Genomic DNA, 16,165 nt, shown 5'->3' with positions numbered 1-16,165 from the left:
GCGTCGTCGCACGGACGTCGCCGAATAGACGTATCGACAGGCGATTCGGCTCCATCTCTTCTCGTGGTCTTCTCATGCGTTCTCCTTGCGGACTCCGGAAACTGACGCATGTTCATCTTTAAAGCTGGGGATACCGGCGGTAACCTTCGGCCACCCCTGTCGCTAGGAGCTGCCATGCCACGGCGAACCCCACGTATCACCCTTGACAGACTGAGAACGTCCCGCCGCTTCTCCGGGTTCCTGAAGACGGCGTCGATATGCGTTCTCGTCGCCGGACTTCTCTCCCCCCTCACCCAGACGGCGGGCGCCGCGACCGCCACCGCCTCGAACGACTACTGCGGCGGCCAGTGCTCGGACATCCTGCCGCCCGGTGAGAACGGCAACGCCACGCTCGCCCAGATCCTGCTCAACCAGGCCTTCGGCACCCAGCCCTCGCACGCCGAGGACCAGCTCGGCCCGTACGCGAACCTGGCGACCGGCTACTCGGGCCTGACCGACTCCACGATCAACAACTTCTTCAACGACGCCTCCTTCGGCGTCCCGTCCGACCAGGTCGCCTCCACCGAGAAGCCGGGCGGACGCGGCGACGTGACGATCGTCCGGGACAAGAAGACCGGTGTGCCGCACATCACAGGCACGACCCGCTACGGCACCGAGTACGGCGCCGGCTTCGCGGCGGCCGAGGACCGGCTGTGGCTGATGGACGTCTTCCGGCACGTCGGCCGCGGCCAGCTGACCTCCTTCGCCGGCGGCGCGGCCGCCAACCAGGGCCTGGAGCAGCAGTTCTACCGCAACGCGCCCTACACCGAGGCCGACCTGCAGGCGCAGATCGACAACGCCGTCGCGAAGAACGGCGCCCGCGGCCGACAGGCCCTCGCCGACGTCAACGCCTATCTCGACGGCGTCAACGCCTACATCGACGCCTCCGACAGCGGCCGCTACTTCCCCGGCGAGTACGACCTCACCGGCCACAAGGACCCGATCACCAACGCCGGCACCATCGATCACTTCAAGGTCACCGACCTCGTGGCACTGGCCTCCGTGATCGGCTCGCTGTTCGGCTCCGGCGGCGGTGGCGAGGTCGGCAACGCCCTCTCCCTGCTCGCGGCCCAGCAGAAGTACGGCGTCGAGGAGGGCACCAAGGTCTGGGAGTCCTTCCGCGAGCGCAACGACCCCGAGGCCGCCCTGACCGTCCATGACGGCACGAGCTTCCCGTACGGCGGCAAGCCCGCCGACGCCAAGGGCGAGGCCCTCCCGGACGCCGGCTCGGTCACCCAGGAACCGCTGGTCTACGACCGTACGGGCAGCGCGGCCACCGCGGCGGCCAAGAGCACCTCGGCCACGGCCGCCAGGACCACGCTCGGTTCCGCCAAGCGCGGGATGTCCAACGCGCTCGTGGTCAGCGGCAAGTACACCGCCAGCGGCCATCCGATCGCCGTCTTCGGACCCCAGACCGGCTACTTCGCCCCGCAGCTGCTCATGCTCCAGGAGATCCAGGGACCGGGCATCAGTGCCCGCGGGGCCTCCTTCGCGGGTCTGAGCATGTACGTCGAACTCGGCCGCGGCCAGGACTACTCCTGGAGCGCCACCACCTCCGGCCAGGACATCATCGACACCTACGCCGTCGAGCTGTGCCAGGACGACCACCACTACCTGTACCACGGCACCTGCACGGCCATGGACGAGGTCGAGCAGAAGAACTCCTGGTCGCCGACCACGGCCGACAGCACACCGGCGGGGTCGTACACCATGCGGGTGTGGCGGACGAAGTACGGTCCGGTGGAGTACCGCGCGACGGTCGGCGGCAAGAAGGTCGCCTACACCACGCTGCGCTCCTCGTATCTGCACGAGGCCGACTCGATCATCGGCTTCCAGATGCTGAACGACCCCGACTACGTCAAGGGCCCGAAGGACTTCCAGAGCGCGGCGCAGCACATCAACTACACCTTCAACTGGTTCTACGCCGACTCCCAGCACACCGCGTACTACAACAGCGGCGACAACCCGGTCCGGGCGGCCGGCGTCGACGCCGAGTTCCCGGTCTGGGCGCAGCCGGCGTACGAGTGGCAGAACTGGGACCCGGCCACCAACACCGCCGACTACACCCCGGCCTCGGCCCATCCCAACTCCATCGACCAGGACTACTACATCTCCTGGAACAACAAGCAGGCCAAGGACTACACGACCGCGTCCTGGGGCGACGGCTCCGTGCACCGCGGCAACCTGCTCCAGGACCGGGTGAAGAGGCTGGTCGCGGCCGGCGGGGTGACCCGCACCAAGCTGGTGCAGGCCATGGCGGACGCGGCCCTCTCCGACCTGCGCGCCGAGGACGTGCTGCCGAAGCTGCTCAAGGTGATCGACTCCTCGGCGGTGACCGACTCCACGGCCGCCGTGGCGGTGAGCAAGCTGCAGGCGTGGGTGGACAAGGGCGCCAGGCGCACGGAGACCTCCGGCGGTTCGAAGGCGTACGCCGACGCCGACGCGATCCGCATCCTGGACGCCTGGTGGCCGCTGCTGGTCAAGGCGGAGTTCGAACCGGGCCTCGGCAGTGACCTGTACACGGCCTTCACCAACGACCTGCCGATCGACGAGGCCCCGTCCGCCGGCCACGGCCCGACCGGTTCGCATGCCGGCAGCTCCTTCCAGTACGGCTGGTGGAGCTATGTCGACAAGGACATCCGGGCGGTGCTGGGGGAGAACGTGCAGGGCGGGCTCGCCGAGAAGTACTGCGGCGGGGGCAGCCTCAGCGCCTGCCGGGACGCCCTGATCAGCACCCTCGACCAGGCGGCCCAGATGACCGCGGCCCAGGTCTACCCGGGCGACGACCAGTGCTCGGCCGGCGATCAGTGGTGTGCCGACTCGATCGTCCAGCGCACCCTGGGCGGCATCAAGCACGGCAAGATCAGCTGGCAGAACCGGCCGACGTTCCAGCAGGTGGTGGAGTACACGTCGCATCGGTGACCAAGTGGTGGCAAACCGGCGTCGGCAAACAGCTGTTGGCCAACGCCGGTGGGCCAACGCCGGTGGGCCAACGCCGGTGGGCCAACGCGGGTTTGCCAAGGCCGGTGGGTCAACACCGGTGGGCCGTCGCCCGTCAGGTCAACGCTTGTTGGCCGCCGCTGGCAGCCCACGGTCGTTGGCCAACACCAGTAGGCCATCGGTCGTTGGCAAACATCAGTGGGCCAACGACCGTTGGCGGCGGGTCAGATGACGCGGGCCGCCGCCAGCACCAGCCGGGCCAGTTCGGGGTGGACGATGTCGCTGTGCGCCCCGGACGGCGGGCCGCCGTGGCAGACGACCGCGGCGGCGTCGACGTTCACGCACCCCGACGCGGGCAGCGGTCCGGCGAGGGCCGTCGCGAGGTCCAGCCGGGCGGTGCCCGGCACCGCCTGCACCCCGTCGTGCCCCATGGCGCCCCACTCAGGCCCCAGCACGGCCGCGATCGCGCTGCCCGCACACGAGCGGTCGTCCCCGGACAGCCGGGAGGCCAGCGGATAGAACGTGCCGAGCGCCGCGTCGAAGTGCGAGTAGCAGCACACCAGCGGGCCGTCGATCCGCCGCTGCCGGTCCTTGAGCGCCCCCGCCTTGGCCGGGTCCTGCGGCAGCCGGTCCGCGAACGCGTAGTGGGAGAAGGCACCCTGGAGGAGGGTCACGGACTTCACCGTGTCCACCCCGTCCGGCAGCCCGCGCAGCGCGAACGACACCAGCCGCCCGCCGAAGCTGTGGCCGATCAGATGCACCCGCACCGCGGCCGCCGCCTGCGCCAACTGGCCGATCACCGGCCCGAGCCCGTGCTCGCCGACCGTCCCGGCCCGCCGTTTCATCGTGAAGTACGTAGCCTGCCGCAGCAGTTCCTTGGCGCCCTCCCAGGGGTTCGGGATGCTGAACCCGGCCGGTGCGCCGGGCGACCGGACGGCGGCGAGCGCCTCGGCGAACTCGTCGCAGGCGGTCGCCGGGTCCTCGGTGAACACCGTCGGCTCGCCCTCCTCGTCGGTGTCGGCCACGCCCAGCCGCCGCCCGTCGTCCACCAGCAGCCGCACCAGCCGCCCGAACTCGGCCAGATGACCGGCGCCGCCCGGCCGTTCGTCCAGCATCCGCGCCAGCTGGTCGATCACCGGGGCCCGCCCCGGGAAGGTCTCCAGCAGGGCGCGCCGGGTGTCCTTGTCGAGCGCCGGACCCGGTGCCGGTTCCGCCGCCACCGCCGCCACCGACTTCGGGAAGTCCGGGATCGGCTCGTCGCTGAACCGCATCGACGGCCAGATCACGCCGACGTACCCGAGCCGGGCCCGTGGCGCGAGCGCCGGGACCGGTGCGTAGAAGCTCCGGTACAGGGCGGTCGCACCCGAGCGGTCGTTGTTCCAGCCATGTGCGAAGACGAGCAGGTCACGGACGCCGTGCGCCGTGACCTGCGTCATCAGATCGTCGCGTTCGGGACCGTCCACGTCCCCGTCCGCGTCGAAGGTCAGCTCCCAGTAGGGAGTCACGCTCATCCCGGGATCCGCCATGCCAGGCTCCCTCGTCCCGCCGGAAACGATGCGTAACGCTGTGCTGCGGACGCATCGTCCTGCTCCGGGGCAAGGTTGGCCATACACCGCGCCTCACCTGTAGAGGAGATATTCCTTTCGAACCCGCCGGAACGCGGCCAGCTCCTCCTGCCAGGCACCGGTCACCTCGTCGGTGCCCGCCCCCGCGTCGATCATCGTGCGCACCCGGGTGGAGCCGGTGAGCTTGTCGATCCAGTCGTCCGACCGCCACGCGAAGCCGTCCCAGACCTTCCTGACGGTGACAAGCAGCGCGGTCCCGGTGCGGACCGGATCGTAGGCGGCCCGGTCGTCCACATGGATCTGCACCCCGCCGACCGTCTTGCCCTGGAACTTGGAGAAGGTGGGCGCGAAGTAGGCCTCCCTGAACCGCACGCCGGGCAGCGCCAGTTCGTTCACGGCGGCGGCCCAGCGGCCATCGGCGCCCTCGGCGCCGAGCAGCTCGAACGGCCTGGTCGTGCCCCGGCCCTCCGAGACGTTGGTGCCCTCGAACAGACAGGTGCCGGAGTAGACGAGAGCGGTGTCCGGGGTCGGCATGTTCGGGCTCGGCGGCACCCAGGGCAGCCCCGAGGCGTCGTAGAACTGCGTCCGCCTCCAGCCCGTCATCAGCACGGTGTCCAGCGGTACGGGCTTGCTCAGGAACTCCCCGTTGAACAGCCGCGCCAGCTCCGCGACGGTCATCCCGTGCGCCTGCGCGATCGGCTGCCGGCCGACGAACGTGGCGAACTCCTTGTGCAGGACCGGGCCTTGGGCCTCACGGCCGGTCACCGGATTGGGCCGGTCCAGGACGACGAACCGCTTGCCGGCGAGCTGCGCGGCCTCCATGCAGTCGTAGAGCGTCCAGATGTACGTGTAGAAGCGGGCGCCGACGTCCTGGATGTCGAAGACGACCGTGTCGACGCCGGAGGCGGTGAAGATGTCGGCGAGCTGCTGTCCGCTCTTCAGGTATGTGTCGTAGACGGGCAGTCCGGTCGCCGGGTCGTCGTAGCGGCCCTCGGAGCCGCCGGCCTGTGCGGTGCCCCGGAAACCGTGCTCCGGGCCGAAGACGGCCGTCAGGTTCACCCGGGGGTCGGCGTGCATGACGTCGACGATGTGCCGGACGTCACGGGTGACGCCGGTGGGGTTGGTGACGACGCCGACGCGCCGGCCCTTCAACAGGGAGTAACCGTCGGCGGCGAGTCTCTCGAAGCCGGTGCGCAGTTCTTCGCGGTGTCCGGGGGCGGCCGGCAGGGCCGCCAACGAGGCCGATGCGAGGAGGTTCCGTCGAGACAGATGCATGGCTAGAGGTTGGTGCGGTGGCCCTTCCTTCACACATACCGACCGGTTAGTCTGACCCGGCCAGAGCCGATGCGCGCCGCGCTGAGTCGTGTCGAAGGAGACCGATGGTGGAAGCCGTGCAGGATGCGGGAGTGGTCGTCACCGGGGCCGGCGGGGGGATCGGAGCCGCGTTGGCCCGGCGGTTCGCCGCCGAGGGGGCCCGGGTCGTCGTGAACGACCTCGACGGCGAGAAGGCCAAGGCGGTGGCCGCGGAGATCGGCGGGATCGCCGTGCCGGGCGACGCCTCCGCGATCGTCGGCGACGCCCGTGACGCACTCGGCGGCACCATCGACGTCTACTGCGCGAACGCCGGGGTCGCCTTCGAGGACGGCGACGCGGGCGGGCCGCTCGACGAACGGTCCTGGGCGGTCGCCTGGGACGTCAATGTGATGGCGCACGTCCGCGCCGCCCACGAGCTGCTGCCCTCCTGGCTGGAGCGGGGTGCCGGGCGGTTCGTGTCCACCGTGTCCGCCGCCGGGCTGCTCACCATGATCGGCGCGCCCTCCTACAGCGTCACCAAGCACGGCGCCTACGCCTTCGCCGAGTGGCTGTCCCTGACGTACCGCCACCGGGGCCTGAAGGTGCACGCGATCTGCCCGCAGGGCGTGCGCACGGACATGCTGGCCGCCACCGGCAGTGCCGGGGACCTGGTGCTGCAGCCGACCGCGATCGCACCGGAGGCCGTCGCCGACGCCCTGTTCCGGGGCATCGCCGAGGACCGCTTCCTGATCCTGCCGCACCCCGAGGTGGCCGGGTACTACCAGGCGCGGGCCGGCGATCCGGACCGCTGGCTGAGCGGCATGAACCACCTCCAGCGCAAGTGGGAGGAGGCGCGGTGAGCACCTCGCGGTACGCCGCACGGCCCTGGCTGGCCCTGCTCGACGACGCCCAGCGTGCCCCGATCGACCCCGCGGACTCGCTGGTGCACGCCCTGCGGGCGGCCGTGGCCGAGGCGCCCGAGCGCGCGTTCCTCGCCTACTTCGACGCCCGGCTGAGCTACCGCGAGGTGGACGAGCTGAGCGACTCCGTCGCCGCCCACCTCGCCGCGCGGGGGCTGGAGCGCGGGGACCGGGTGGCGGTGCTGCTGCAGAACTCCCCGCACTTCGTGCTCGCCGTCCTCGGCGCCTGGAAGGCCGGCGCGACCGTCGTCCCGGTCAACCCCATGTACAAGTCGGCCGAGATGGGGCACATCCTGCGGGACGGAGATGTCGCCGCGCTGATCTGCTCCGAGCGGGCCTGGGAGTCGTACCTCAGGCAGACGGCGGCCGACTCGCCGGTGCGGGTCGTGCTCACCGCGAGCGAGTTGGACTTCCAAACTCGCAACGACGCGCGCGTGCTCGGCTTCGAGCGGCTGCCAAAGGCGCCGGACGCCGACGACCTCGTGGCCGTCGCCCGGCAGGGCGGCAAGGCGCCCGAGGGCCGTGACCCGCGCCCGGACGACATCGCGCTGATCAGCTACACCTCCGGCACCAGCGGCACCCCCAAGGGCGCCACCAACACGCACGGCAACATCATGCACAACGCCGAGCGGCAGCGGACCGGGCTCGCGCTGCCCGAGCCGCCCGTCTACTACGCGCTCGCGCCGCTGTTCCACATCACCGGTATGGTGTGCCAGTTCGGCGCCTGCCTGAACAGCGCCGGCACCCTCGTGCTCACCTACCGCTTCGAGCCCGGACTCGTCCTGGAGGCCTTCGCCGAGCACGGCCCGCACTACACGGTCGGCCCCTCCACCGCCTACATGGCGCTCGCCGCCCACCCGGACGCCACCCGCGAGCACTTCGCCTCCTTCGTGAACATGTCCTCCGGCGGCGCGCCCGTACCCCCCGCCCTGGTGGAGAGCTTCCGCGAGCGCTTCGGGCCGTACATCCGGGTCGGCTACGGACTCACCGAGTGCACCGCCCCCTGCGCCTCGGTCCCGCCCGGCCTGGAGGCGCCCGTGGACCCCGTCTCCGGGACGCTGTCGGTGGGCCTGCCCGGCGCCGACACGGTCGTCAGGATCGTGGACGAGCAGGGCGAGGAGGTGCCCTTCGGGGCGCAGGGCGAGATCGTCGTCCGCGGGCCCCAGGTCGTTCCCGGCTACTGGCGGCGCCCGGACGCCACCGCCGAGTCCTTCCCGGACGGCGAGCTGCGCACCGGCGACATCGGTTTCATGGACGCCCAGGGCTGGCTCTATGTCGTCGACCGCAAGAAGGACATGATCAACGCGTCCGGCTTCAAGGTGTGGCCCCGCGAGGTCGAGGACGTGCTGTACACCCACCCGGCGGTGCGCGAGGCGGCCGTCGTCGGTGTCCCCGACGGCTACCGTGGCGAGACCGTGAAGGCGTACATCAGCCTGCGTCCGGGCGCGGAGGCGGCCCCGGATGAACTCGCGGTGTACTGCAAGGAGAGACTGGCCGCCTACAAATACCCGCGTCAGGTGGAGATCCTGCCCGACCTGCCCAAGACGGCGAGTGGGAAGATCCTCCGGCGGGAACTGCGTTCCCGCGCGCAGGACCTCGTGCAGGACCTCGCGCAGGACATTCGGTAAGCATCACGGAAAGGCAGGTGGCGGCAGTGCCCAGGACGACGGACGGAGACGGGACGCCCGTTCCGCAGCGGCTGCTGGCCGCCGCCACCCGGCTCTTCGCCGAGCAGGGTTACGACCGCACCTCCGTGCAGGAGATCGTGGAGGCGGCCGGCGTCACCAAGGGGGCGTTGTACCACTACTTCGGCTCCAAGGACGACCTCCTGCACGAGGTGTACGCGCGCGTGCTGCGCGTCCAGCAGGAGCGGCTCGACCACTTCGCCGAGATGGACGCGCCGGTGGAGGAACGGCTCAGAGCCGCCGCGGCGGACGTGGTCGTCACCACGATCGACAACCTCGACGACGCGATGATCTTCTTCCGGTCCATGCACCACCTCAGCCCGGAGAAGAACAAGCAGGTGCGCGCCGAGCGCCGGCGCTACCACGAACGGTTCCGCGCGCTCATCGAGGAGGGCCAGAAGGCAGGCGTCTTCTCCACGGCGACCCCGGCCGACCTGGTCGTGGACTACCACTTCGGCTCCGTCCACCACCTGTCCACCTGGTACCGCCCGAACGGCCCCCTCACCCCTCAGCAGGTCGCCGACCACCTCGCCGACCTGCTGCTGCGGGCACTGCGTCCATGAGGCGACCGTCCGTGGAGGCACCGTCCGTGAGGTGACGGACGAGGGCGGCGTCCGCCGGGTTCCGTGGCCGCTCGCCGCGTCCGGCCAGGACGACCGCACGGCCGGGCTCCGGCTGCCGTATCCGCACGCACGGCAGCCCGGCCCGCTCGCCGATGGCCCGGGGCACGAACGCCACCCCGATCCCGGCCCGGACGAGGTCCACCAGCAGCCCGATCTGGGTGACGTCACAGGTGATGCGGCGGTCCAGGCCGCAGTGCGCCGCGAGCCGCCGTACGGCCGTCTCCAGCCCGGTGCCCGCGCGGAAGTCGACGAACGCCTCCTCGGCGAGATCCTTGATGAGCGTGCGGCCCGCCTCGGCCAGCGGATGCCCCGGTGCGGTGATCAGCACCAGCTCCTCGTGCCAGCGGGCGTACACGTGCAGCCCCTCGGGCAGGCCCCGCGCCTCCGGGGCGACGAACGCCAGGTCCAGCTCGCCGGCTCGCAGCGCCTCGGTCAGCTCGGCGACGGTCGCGTCCCGCACGGACACCTGGATGCCGGGGAACTCCCGGTGGAAGGCGGCCAGTTCGGCGGGCAGGTCGACGCAGGTCAGCGTCTGGATCGTCCCCACGGACACCCGGCCCACGGCCAGTCCCGCCACGGCCGCGACCGCGTCCCGGGCCGCCTCGGCGCCGGCGAGCAGCGCACGCGCCTGGGGGAGCAGGGCCCGGCCGGCCTCGGTGAGCACCACCCGGCGGCCCGTACGGTCGAACAGGTCGGCGCCCAGCTCCCGTTCCAGATTCCGGACGGAGGTGCTGAGCGCGGACCGCACGACGGGCTCGGCGCGTGCGGCGGCGGTGCTGTGTCTGCCCGGGGGACAACCCCCGGACCCCCGGCCGGGTACCCCGCTGGAACCCTTGTAGATGTGGAGCGCGCCGATTCGGCACGCTCCAAAGCCACAGGTTTCCCAAGCCCCTGCCGAGCAGCGCAGCTCAGACGTACTTCTTCAACTCCCGCCGCGCCAGCGACCGCTGGTGCACCTCGTCCGGGCCGTCGGCCAGCATCAGGGTGCGGGCGCTCGCGTACAGCTCGGCCAGCGGGAAGTCCTGGCTCACCCCACCCGCGCCGTGCAGCTGGATCGCGCGGTCCAGGATGCCGACCACCGCGCGCGGCGTGGCGATCTTGATGGCCTGGATCTCGGTGTGGGCGCCCTTGTTGCCGACGGTGTCCATCAGCCAGGCCGTCTTCAGCACCAGCAGCCGCAGCTGCTCCACGGTGACCCGGGCGTCGGCGATCCAGTTCTGGACCACTCCCTGCTGGGCCAGCGCCTTGCCGAACGCCGTACGGGACACGGCCCGCCGGCACATCAGCTCGATGGCCCGCTCGGCCATGCCGATCAGCCGCATGCAGTGGTGGATCCGGCCGGGGCCGAGCCGGGCCTGGGCGATGGCGAAGCCGCCGCCCTCCTCGCCGATGAGGTTGGTGACCGGCACGCGCGCGTGGTCGAAGACCACCTCGGCGTGGCCGCCGTGCGAGTGGTCCTCGTAGCCGAAGACCTGCATGGCGCGCTTGACGGTGACGCCAGGGGTGTCGCGCGGCACCAGGACCATCGACTGCTGGCGGCGGATGTCGGCGCCGTCCGGGTCCGTCTTGCCCATCACGATGAAGATCTTGCAGTCCGGGTTCATCGCGCCGGAGATGTACCACTTGCGGCCGGTGATGACATAGTCGTCGCCGTCCCGCTCGATGTGCGTGGTGATGTTGGTGGCGTCCGAGGAGGCCACCTCCGGCTCGGTCATCGCGAACGCCGAGCGGATCTCACCGGCCAGCAGCGGCTCCAGCCACTGCTTCTTCTGCTGCTCGTTGCCGAACTGCGCCAGCACCTCCATGTTCCCGGTGTCGGGCGCGGCGCAGTTGGTCGCGGTGGGCGCCAGATGCGGGGAGCGGCCGGTGATCTCGGCGAGCGGCGCGTACTGGAGGTTGGTGAGTCCCGCGCCGTACTCGGCGTCGGGCAGAAAGAGGTTCCACAGGCCCTGCCTGCGGGCCTCGGCCTTCAGCTCCTCGACCACGGCCGGGGTGTCCCACGGGGAGGCGAGCGCGGCACGCTGCTCCTCGGCGACCGCCTCCGCCGGGTAGACGTACTCGTCCATGAAGGCGAGCAGCTTGGCGCGCAGCTCCTCGGTGCGCGCGTCGAACGCGAAGTCCATGTCCGGATCAGCCTTCCTGAAGAGTGGTCAGTCCGTGGTCGATGAAGACGGGCACGAGGTCGCCGATCCGGTCGAAGCCGCGGCCGACCGTCTGGCCCAGCGTGTACCGGTAGTGGATGCCCTCCAGGATCACGGCGAGCTTGAACCAGGCGAACGCCGTGTACCAGGAGACGCCGGAGACATCGCGTCCCGAGCGCTCCGCGTACCGCTCGATCAGCTCTCGCGGGGACGGGTGCCCGGGGGCCTCGGCCGTGGTGGAGACCGGGGACTCGGCCATGCCCAGCGGCCGGCTGTACATCACCAGCAGGCCCAGGTCGGTGAGCGGGTCGCCGAGGGTCGACATCTCCCAGTCGAGGATGGCCTTGATCTTGTCGTCGTCGCCGATCAGGACGTTGTCGAGCCGGTAGTCACCGTGGACGACGGCCGGGGCGGGGGAGGCGGGCAGCGAGCGGCCGAGGGCGGCGTGCAGTTCGTCGATGCCGGCCAGTTCGCGGTTGCGGGAGGCGTCCAGCTGCTTGCCCCAGCGGCGCAGCTGCCGGTCCAGGAAGCCCTCGGGGCGGCCGAAGTCCGCGAGTCCGACGTCGGCGGGGTCGACCGCGTGCAGTTCGACCAGCGTGTCCACCAGGGACAGCACCGCGTTCCGGGTGCGCTCGGGGCCCAGCGGGGCCAGCTGCTGGGCTGTGCGGTACGGGGTGCCCTCGACGAACTCCATGACGTAGAACGGCGCCCCGAGCACCTCCTCGTCCTCGCACAGCAGCACCGGGCGGGGGACCGGAACCCGGGTCGGGTGCAGGGCGCTGATCACCCGGTGCTCGCGCTTCATGTCGTGCGCGGTGGCCAGGACATGGCCGAGCGGGGGCCGGCGTACGACCCACTTGGCGGTGCCGTCGGAGAGCGCGTAGGTGAGGTTCGACCGTCCGCCCTCGATCAGCCGGCCGGTGAGGGGGCCGGTCACCAGTCCGGGGCGCTCGCGGTCGAGGTGGGCGCGCAGCCGGTCCAGGTCGAGTCCGGGCGGGTGGTCGGCGCTCATGCATCACTCCTATGAACGGGTGAACAGGACCCGACTCATGATGCCGACCGGTCGGTATGGAGTCCAGTGCGCGGAGCGATCACGCGGTCAAACGTGACCGGAGCCACGATAGGCCGACGGCCCCCGGTGCGCTGCCCGGGAAGCCGTCGGCCCCGTCGCGGCCTTGCGTCAGTGGTCGTCCCAGTGGCCGTCGTGCTCGGCGTGCCGGTGACCGCCGTGCAGATAGTCGATGTGATCGCCGTGCGGCACCTGGGCGTGCCCGCACTCGTCGTAGTGCACGTGCTCATGGCCCTGGTGGACGGTGTGCTCCGACGGCTCGCACTCGTCCCAGTGGCCCTCGTGCTCGCGGTGCAGATGCCCGTCGTGTGCGTAGTCCACGTGGTCGCCGTGCGGCACGGCGTTGTGCCCGCAGTCCGGGCCGTGGCGATGCGCGCCGTGTTCGGTGTGTTCCTGGTGAAGGGTGGTCATGGTGCTCACCTTCGGAGGTACGGGGGTGTCGGCGACGGACAGGCTATGGGGCGAATCACTGCATATCGGTGCATACGGCTTGCGTGGCGTCCGAGTACCCCGGAGGGTCGAGGACATGAAGGCCATCAGCTACCGCCACTACGGCGGACCCGAGGTGCTGGAGTACGGCGAGGTGCGCGACCCGAAGGTCGCCCCCGACCAGGTGCTCGTCAAGGTCCGTGCCGCGGCCGTCAATCCGGTCGACTGGAAGTGCCGCGAGGGCCATCTCGACGCGATCCTGGACGCCGTCTTCCCGGTGATCCCCGGCTGGGACGTCAGCGGGGTGGTCGTCCAGCCCGGCGCCTCCGTCACGGAGTTCGGCGTCGGCGAGGAGGTCATCGGCTACTGCCGCGAGGACTTCCTCTGCCGCGGCACCTTCGCCGAGTACATCGCCGCGCCCGTGCGCACCCTGGCCCGCAAGCCGCGCAACCTGTCCTTCGAGGAGGCCGCCGGCCTGCCGCTCGCCGGGCTCACCGCCTATCAGGTGCTCGTCAAGGTGCTGGAGGTGGCGCGCGACGAGACCGTGCTGGTGCACGCGGCGGCCGGCGGGGTCGGCTCCCTCGCCGTCCAGATCGCCGCCCACCTCGGCGCCCGGGTCATCGGTACGGCGAGCGAACGCAACCACGACTTCGTGCGCGGCCTCGGCGGCTTGCCGGTGACCTACGGCGAGGGCCTGGCCGAACGGGTGCGCGCTCTGGCCCCGGACGGCGTGGAGGCGGTCTTCGACACCGTCGGCGGGGACACCCTGAAGACCTCGGCCAACCTGCTCGCCCCGGAGGGCCGGCTGGCGTCGATCGCCGACCCGGGGGTGGTGAGTCTCGGCGGCCGCTACTACTTCGTCCGCCCGGACGCCCAGGACCTGAGCACGCTCTCCCGGCTGGCCGAACAGGGTGTCGTCTCGGTGCACGTCCAGGAGACCTTCCCGCTGGAGCGGGCGGCGGACGCGCACCGGACGAACCAGACGGGCCGCACCCGCGGCAAGATCGTGGTCACAGTGGGCCGGGAGGAAGAGGAGGGCGCGATCTGGACCAGGGGAGAAGAGGGCACCCTCTACCGCAGGAGTCAGGAGGGCACCTTCTAGACCACCAGCGCCGCCGCACACAAGGCCAGTGCCACCGCGCACAGCGCCGCCGCCGTCGCGTGCCGGGGAGCGAGCGCACGCGGGCGGGGACCGGTCGCAAGGGCCCGGATCCGGCGGTGGGCCACCGCCAGAAAGCCCAGGAAGAGCACACAGCACAGGGCGCACACGGTCACTCCGGTGGCCGAGGCGCCGCCGTGCAGGGCGGTCTTGACGGCGAGTACGGCGGCCATGGCGGCCGAGAGGGTCGTACGACGCCAGGCCAGCCGGGTGCGCTCCGGTTGCAGCCCGGGGTCGCGCCCGGCCGTGCTCACCCCGCCCATCCGGCCAGCACCACCACGACCATGGCCAGCGCCACCACCGCCACGACCAGGCTCAGCAGCGCCGGGAACCGGGACGCGGGCAGGTCCTCACCGCGCCGGATCGCCCGCTCACAGCGCACCCAGTGGTTCACCGCGCGCAGCGAGCACAGCACCCCGGCGCCGAGCAGGGCGAGCGCGAGCCCGACCCGCCACGCCCAGCGCAGGTCCGGCAGGAACTGGTCCACCGCGAATCCGCCGCCGATCAGCGCGAGCGCCGTACGCAGCCAGGCGAGAAAGGTGCGCTCATTGGCCAGCGAGAACCGGTAGTCGGGCGTGCCGCCCTCGTCCCGCACCTGCTCCGGCGCGAACCACAGCCGGATGTTCCGTACGAAATCGCTCACGCGGCCGACCCTACCCGGCGGTCACCGGCCCGCCCGGAACTCCCTCAGCCTCTCGTACGCCGCCAGCCCGTCCGGCACCCACTCCCACGCGCCGAGCCGCCCCTCGACCTCCTCCTCGGGCAGGAAGTCGTGCCACTGGACCTCCTCCACCTGCGGATGTACGGGCAGCTCGCACCGCACCTCGTACACCGCCGACCACCAGCTGTTCCCGGCCCCGTCGTCGTACAGGAACTTGAAGAGGTACGTCGGCCGGGGGAGCCCCGTCACCCCCAGCTCCTCCTCGGCCTCCCGCAGCGCGGCCTCGTCGTAGGACTCGCCCGCTCCGACGACGCCGCCGACGAACACGTCGTACAGGGCCGGGAAGACCAGCTTGGTCGCGGTGCGCCGGTGGACGAAGAGCCGGCCGGCCGCGTCCCGGGCCTGGATGAACACGCACCGGTGGCGCAGTCCTCGGGCGTACGCCTCGCCGCGCGGGGACTGGCCGATCACCTGGTCGTTCTCGTCGACGATGTCGAGGATCTCGTCAGCAGGGTTCATGCCATTCATCCAAGCAGGCGCCCGCTCAGCGCCGCTGGAGGTCCCGGGCCGACGGTTCCGTCTCCCCCGTGCCGCACGGCATCGCCGGATGCAGCCCGAGCAGCACGATGCCCGCGACCACCGCCGCGAGCCCGGCGGCCTCCCAGGCCAGCGCCCCGGTGTCGGTGCGCAGCCGGTCACCGAGGAAGCCGACGCCGCACAGGATCCCGGCGAGCGGCTCGGCCGCGGTGAGCGCCGGCAGCGACATGCGCAGCGGAGCCGTCTCGAAGGCGCTCTGCACCAGGACCAGACCGGTGACCCCGCACACCAGCACGCCGTACGGCTGCCAGCCGGTGAACAGCTCGGTGAGGCCGCCCTCGGCGAAGCGGGTGCCGCTCACCCGGGTCAGCGCGTCCTGCACCCCGTACAGCAGCCCGGCGGCGGTGGCCAGCAGCACCGGGCCCCAGCTCAGCCGGGAGCGCTTGCCGTACGTCGTGAGCACCAGGGCCGCGCCGACCATCGCGCCGATGATCAGCCAGTGCCGCAGCGGATCCGAGATGGCGCTGCCGGCCCGGGGCTCGCCCGCCATGATGAACGCGCTCACCCCGCCCGCGAGCAGCAGCAGTCCCGCCCAGCCCTGGCGGCCCAGGGGTTGTCTGGTCTGGTGCCGGGAGAGGGCGAGCGCGAACAGCAGATTGGTCGCGAGCAGCGGCTCGACCAGGGAGATCTCGCCCCTACCGAGGGCCATCGCGCCGAGCACCATGCCGGCGATCATCAGGCCGAGCCCGCCCAGCCAGCGCGGCACCCGCATCAGGTCGAGCAGCAGCCGGAAGGACAGGAAGTCGCTCAGTGGTGCCTTCTGCGCCGCGTTCTGCTGGAGTACGAACCCGAAGCCCAGGCAGCAGGCAGCACTCACGGCGAGAAGGAGAACCAGAACGGACACGCTGCGTACCTCGATCATCCGGCCGGACCACGGGTGCGTAGTGGCCGACTGTAGCGCCCCCGGGACGGCAATGACCCGTAAGTGCGCGGAACAGGGCGGTTGACTCGCCATGCTCCGGGGCCGGCCGGCCCCGCGCCATGGCGTACGCCACAGCGGGCCGCCCGCACCCCCGCCCGGGCCCCGGCCCACCTGGGCGGACT

At 71.4% G+C, this 16,165-nt stretch carries 14 protein-coding genes and 1 pseudogene; 5 read left to right on the top strand and 10 right to left on the bottom strand.

Features of this window, described 5'->3' with window-relative positions; all coding sequences use genetic code 11:
- Window positions 1-174 precede the first annotated feature (174 nt).
- Window positions 175-2,961 carry a penicillin acylase family protein gene (locus ACWCQS_RS28005; protein ID WP_451007016.1) on the top strand — a complete coding sequence of 929 codons (2,787 nt, stop codon included), beginning with the start codon at window positions 175-177 and terminating at the stop codon, window positions 2,959-2,961.
- A 242-nt stretch (window positions 2,962-3,203) separates the two neighbouring features.
- On the opposite strand, the gene ACWCQS_RS28000 is transcribed toward ACWCQS_RS28005, so the two are convergent.
- Entirely contained in the window at window positions 3,204-4,505 is a 1,302-nt protein-coding gene (locus ACWCQS_RS28000; protein WP_451007015.1) for a serine-threonine protein kinase, read from the bottom strand.
- 93 nt (window positions 4,506-4,598) lie between these two features.
- On the bottom strand, window positions 4,599-5,819 hold the full coding sequence (locus ACWCQS_RS27995; protein WP_451007014.1) for an exo-beta-N-acetylmuramidase NamZ family protein: 1,221 nt from the start codon (window positions 5,817-5,819) through the stop codon (window positions 4,599-4,601).
- Window positions 5,820-5,923: 104 nt separating this feature from the next.
- On the opposite strand from ACWCQS_RS27995, the gene ACWCQS_RS27990 reads away from it, so the two are divergent.
- The 3 genes from ACWCQS_RS27990 to ACWCQS_RS27980 are packed head-to-tail and all read left to right on the top strand — an operon-like array spanning window position 5,924 to window position 9,005.
- Window positions 5,924-6,697, top strand: coding sequence for an SDR family oxidoreductase (locus ACWCQS_RS27990; RefSeq protein ID WP_451007013.1), 774 nt, complete (start codon window positions 5,924-5,926; stop codon window positions 6,695-6,697).
- Complete coding sequence (locus tag ACWCQS_RS27985; RefSeq protein WP_451007012.1) at window positions 6,694-8,385, top strand: class I adenylate-forming enzyme family protein; 1,692 nt, start codon at window positions 6,694-6,696, stop codon at window positions 8,383-8,385. The genes ACWCQS_RS27990 and ACWCQS_RS27985 overlap by 4 nt, the downstream gene beginning before the upstream one ends.
- 26 nt (window positions 8,386-8,411) lie before the next feature.
- A complete protein-coding gene (locus ACWCQS_RS27980; protein ID WP_451007011.1) occupies window positions 8,412-9,005 on the top strand; it encodes a TetR/AcrR family transcriptional regulator in 594 nt (197 codons plus the stop codon).
- Here ACWCQS_RS27980 and ACWCQS_RS27975 read toward each other — a convergent pair.
- The 4 genes and pseudogenes from ACWCQS_RS27975 to ACWCQS_RS27960 all read right to left on the bottom strand — a co-directional run.
- Window positions 8,944-9,840 (bottom strand): annotated as a pseudogene (locus ACWCQS_RS27975) (LysR family transcriptional regulator); the annotation flags it as partial. The gene ACWCQS_RS27980 and the pseudogene ACWCQS_RS27975 sit on opposite strands and share 62 nt — an antisense overlap.
- Window positions 9,841-9,973: 133 nt before the next feature.
- A complete protein-coding gene (locus tag ACWCQS_RS27970; RefSeq protein ID WP_451007010.1) occupies window positions 9,974-11,188 on the bottom strand; it encodes an acyl-CoA dehydrogenase in 1,215 nt (404 codons plus the stop codon).
- A gap of 7 nt (window positions 11,189-11,195) precedes the next feature.
- Window positions 11,196-12,218, bottom strand: coding sequence for a phosphotransferase family protein (locus tag ACWCQS_RS27965; protein ID WP_451007009.1), 1,023 nt, complete (start codon window positions 12,216-12,218; stop codon window positions 11,196-11,198).
- 168 nt (window positions 12,219-12,386) lie between these two features.
- Complete coding sequence (locus ACWCQS_RS27960) at window positions 12,387-12,686, bottom strand: hypothetical protein (RefSeq protein ID WP_451007008.1); 300 nt, start codon at window positions 12,684-12,686, stop codon at window positions 12,387-12,389.
- 115 nt (window positions 12,687-12,801) lie between these two features.
- Between ACWCQS_RS27960 and ACWCQS_RS27955 the strand changes: the two genes are divergently transcribed.
- Entirely contained in the window at window positions 12,802-13,806 is a 1,005-nt protein-coding gene (locus ACWCQS_RS27955; RefSeq protein WP_451007007.1) for an NADP-dependent oxidoreductase, read from the top strand.
- On the opposite strand, the gene ACWCQS_RS27950 is transcribed toward ACWCQS_RS27955, so the two are convergent.
- From ACWCQS_RS27950 to ACWCQS_RS27935, 4 genes are read right to left on the bottom strand one after another with little or no spacing between them, the layout of a single operon-like run.
- Window positions 13,803-14,126 carry a DUF202 domain-containing protein gene (locus ACWCQS_RS27950; RefSeq protein ID WP_451007006.1) on the bottom strand — a complete coding sequence of 108 codons (324 nt, stop codon included), beginning with the start codon at window positions 14,124-14,126 and terminating at the stop codon, window positions 13,803-13,805. The two genes, ACWCQS_RS27955 and ACWCQS_RS27950, sit on opposite strands and share 4 nt — an antisense overlap.
- Window positions 14,114-14,506, bottom strand: coding sequence for a YidH family protein (locus ACWCQS_RS27945; RefSeq protein ID WP_451007005.1), 393 nt, complete (start codon window positions 14,504-14,506; stop codon window positions 14,114-14,116). The genes ACWCQS_RS27950 and ACWCQS_RS27945 overlap by 13 nt, the downstream gene beginning before the upstream one ends.
- Window positions 14,507-14,527: 21 nt before the next feature.
- Window positions 14,528-15,043: an NUDIX domain-containing protein gene (locus ACWCQS_RS27940; RefSeq protein ID WP_451007004.1), complete on the bottom strand. Its 516-nt coding sequence runs from the start codon at window positions 15,041-15,043 to the stop codon at window positions 14,528-14,530.
- Window positions 15,044-15,068: 25 nt separating this feature from the next.
- Window positions 15,069-15,965 (bottom strand): DMT family transporter, encoded by an 897-nt coding sequence (locus tag ACWCQS_RS27935; RefSeq protein ID WP_451007003.1) that lies wholly within the window; start codon window positions 15,963-15,965, stop codon window positions 15,069-15,071.
- Window positions 15,966-16,165 lie beyond the last annotated feature (200 nt).

It is taken from the genome of Streptomyces sp. NPDC002076, from assembly GCF_053593835.1.
Note: the sequence above shows the minus strand (reverse complement) of the source record. Positions and strands in the feature narration are given on the sequence as shown.

Coding starts and splice junctions, on each gene's coding strand:
- ACWCQS_RS27970 (WP_451007010.1), bottom strand. CDS start 11,188: ATGGACTTCGCGTTCGACGCGCGCACCGAGGAGCTGCGCGCCAAGCTG.
- ACWCQS_RS27965 (WP_451007009.1), bottom strand. CDS start 12,218: ATGAGCGCCGACCACCCGCCCGGACTCGACCTGGACCGGCTGCGCGCC.
- ACWCQS_RS27955 (WP_451007007.1), top strand. CDS start 12,802: ATGAAGGCCATCAGCTACCGCCACTACGGCGGACCCGAGGTGCTGGAG.
- ACWCQS_RS27940 (WP_451007004.1), bottom strand. CDS start 15,043: ATGAACCCTGCTGACGAGATCCTCGACATCGTCGACGAGAACGACCAG.
- ACWCQS_RS27950 (WP_451007006.1), bottom strand. CDS start 14,126: ATGGGCGGGGTGAGCACGGCCGGGCGCGACCCCGGGCTGCAACCGGAG.
- ACWCQS_RS27960 (WP_451007008.1), bottom strand. CDS start 12,686: ATGACCACCCTTCACCAGGAACACACCGAACACGGCGCGCATCGCCAC.
- ACWCQS_RS28005 (WP_451007016.1), top strand. CDS start 175: ATGCCACGGCGAACCCCACGTATCACCCTTGACAGACTGAGAACGTCC.
- ACWCQS_RS28000 (WP_451007015.1), bottom strand. CDS start 4,505: ATGGCGGATCCCGGGATGAGCGTGACTCCCTACTGGGAGCTGACCTTC.
- ACWCQS_RS27995 (WP_451007014.1), bottom strand. CDS start 5,819: ATGCATCTGTCTCGACGGAACCTCCTCGCATCGGCCTCGTTGGCGGCC.
- ACWCQS_RS27990 (WP_451007013.1), top strand. CDS start 5,924: ATGGTGGAAGCCGTGCAGGATGCGGGAGTGGTCGTCACCGGGGCCGGC.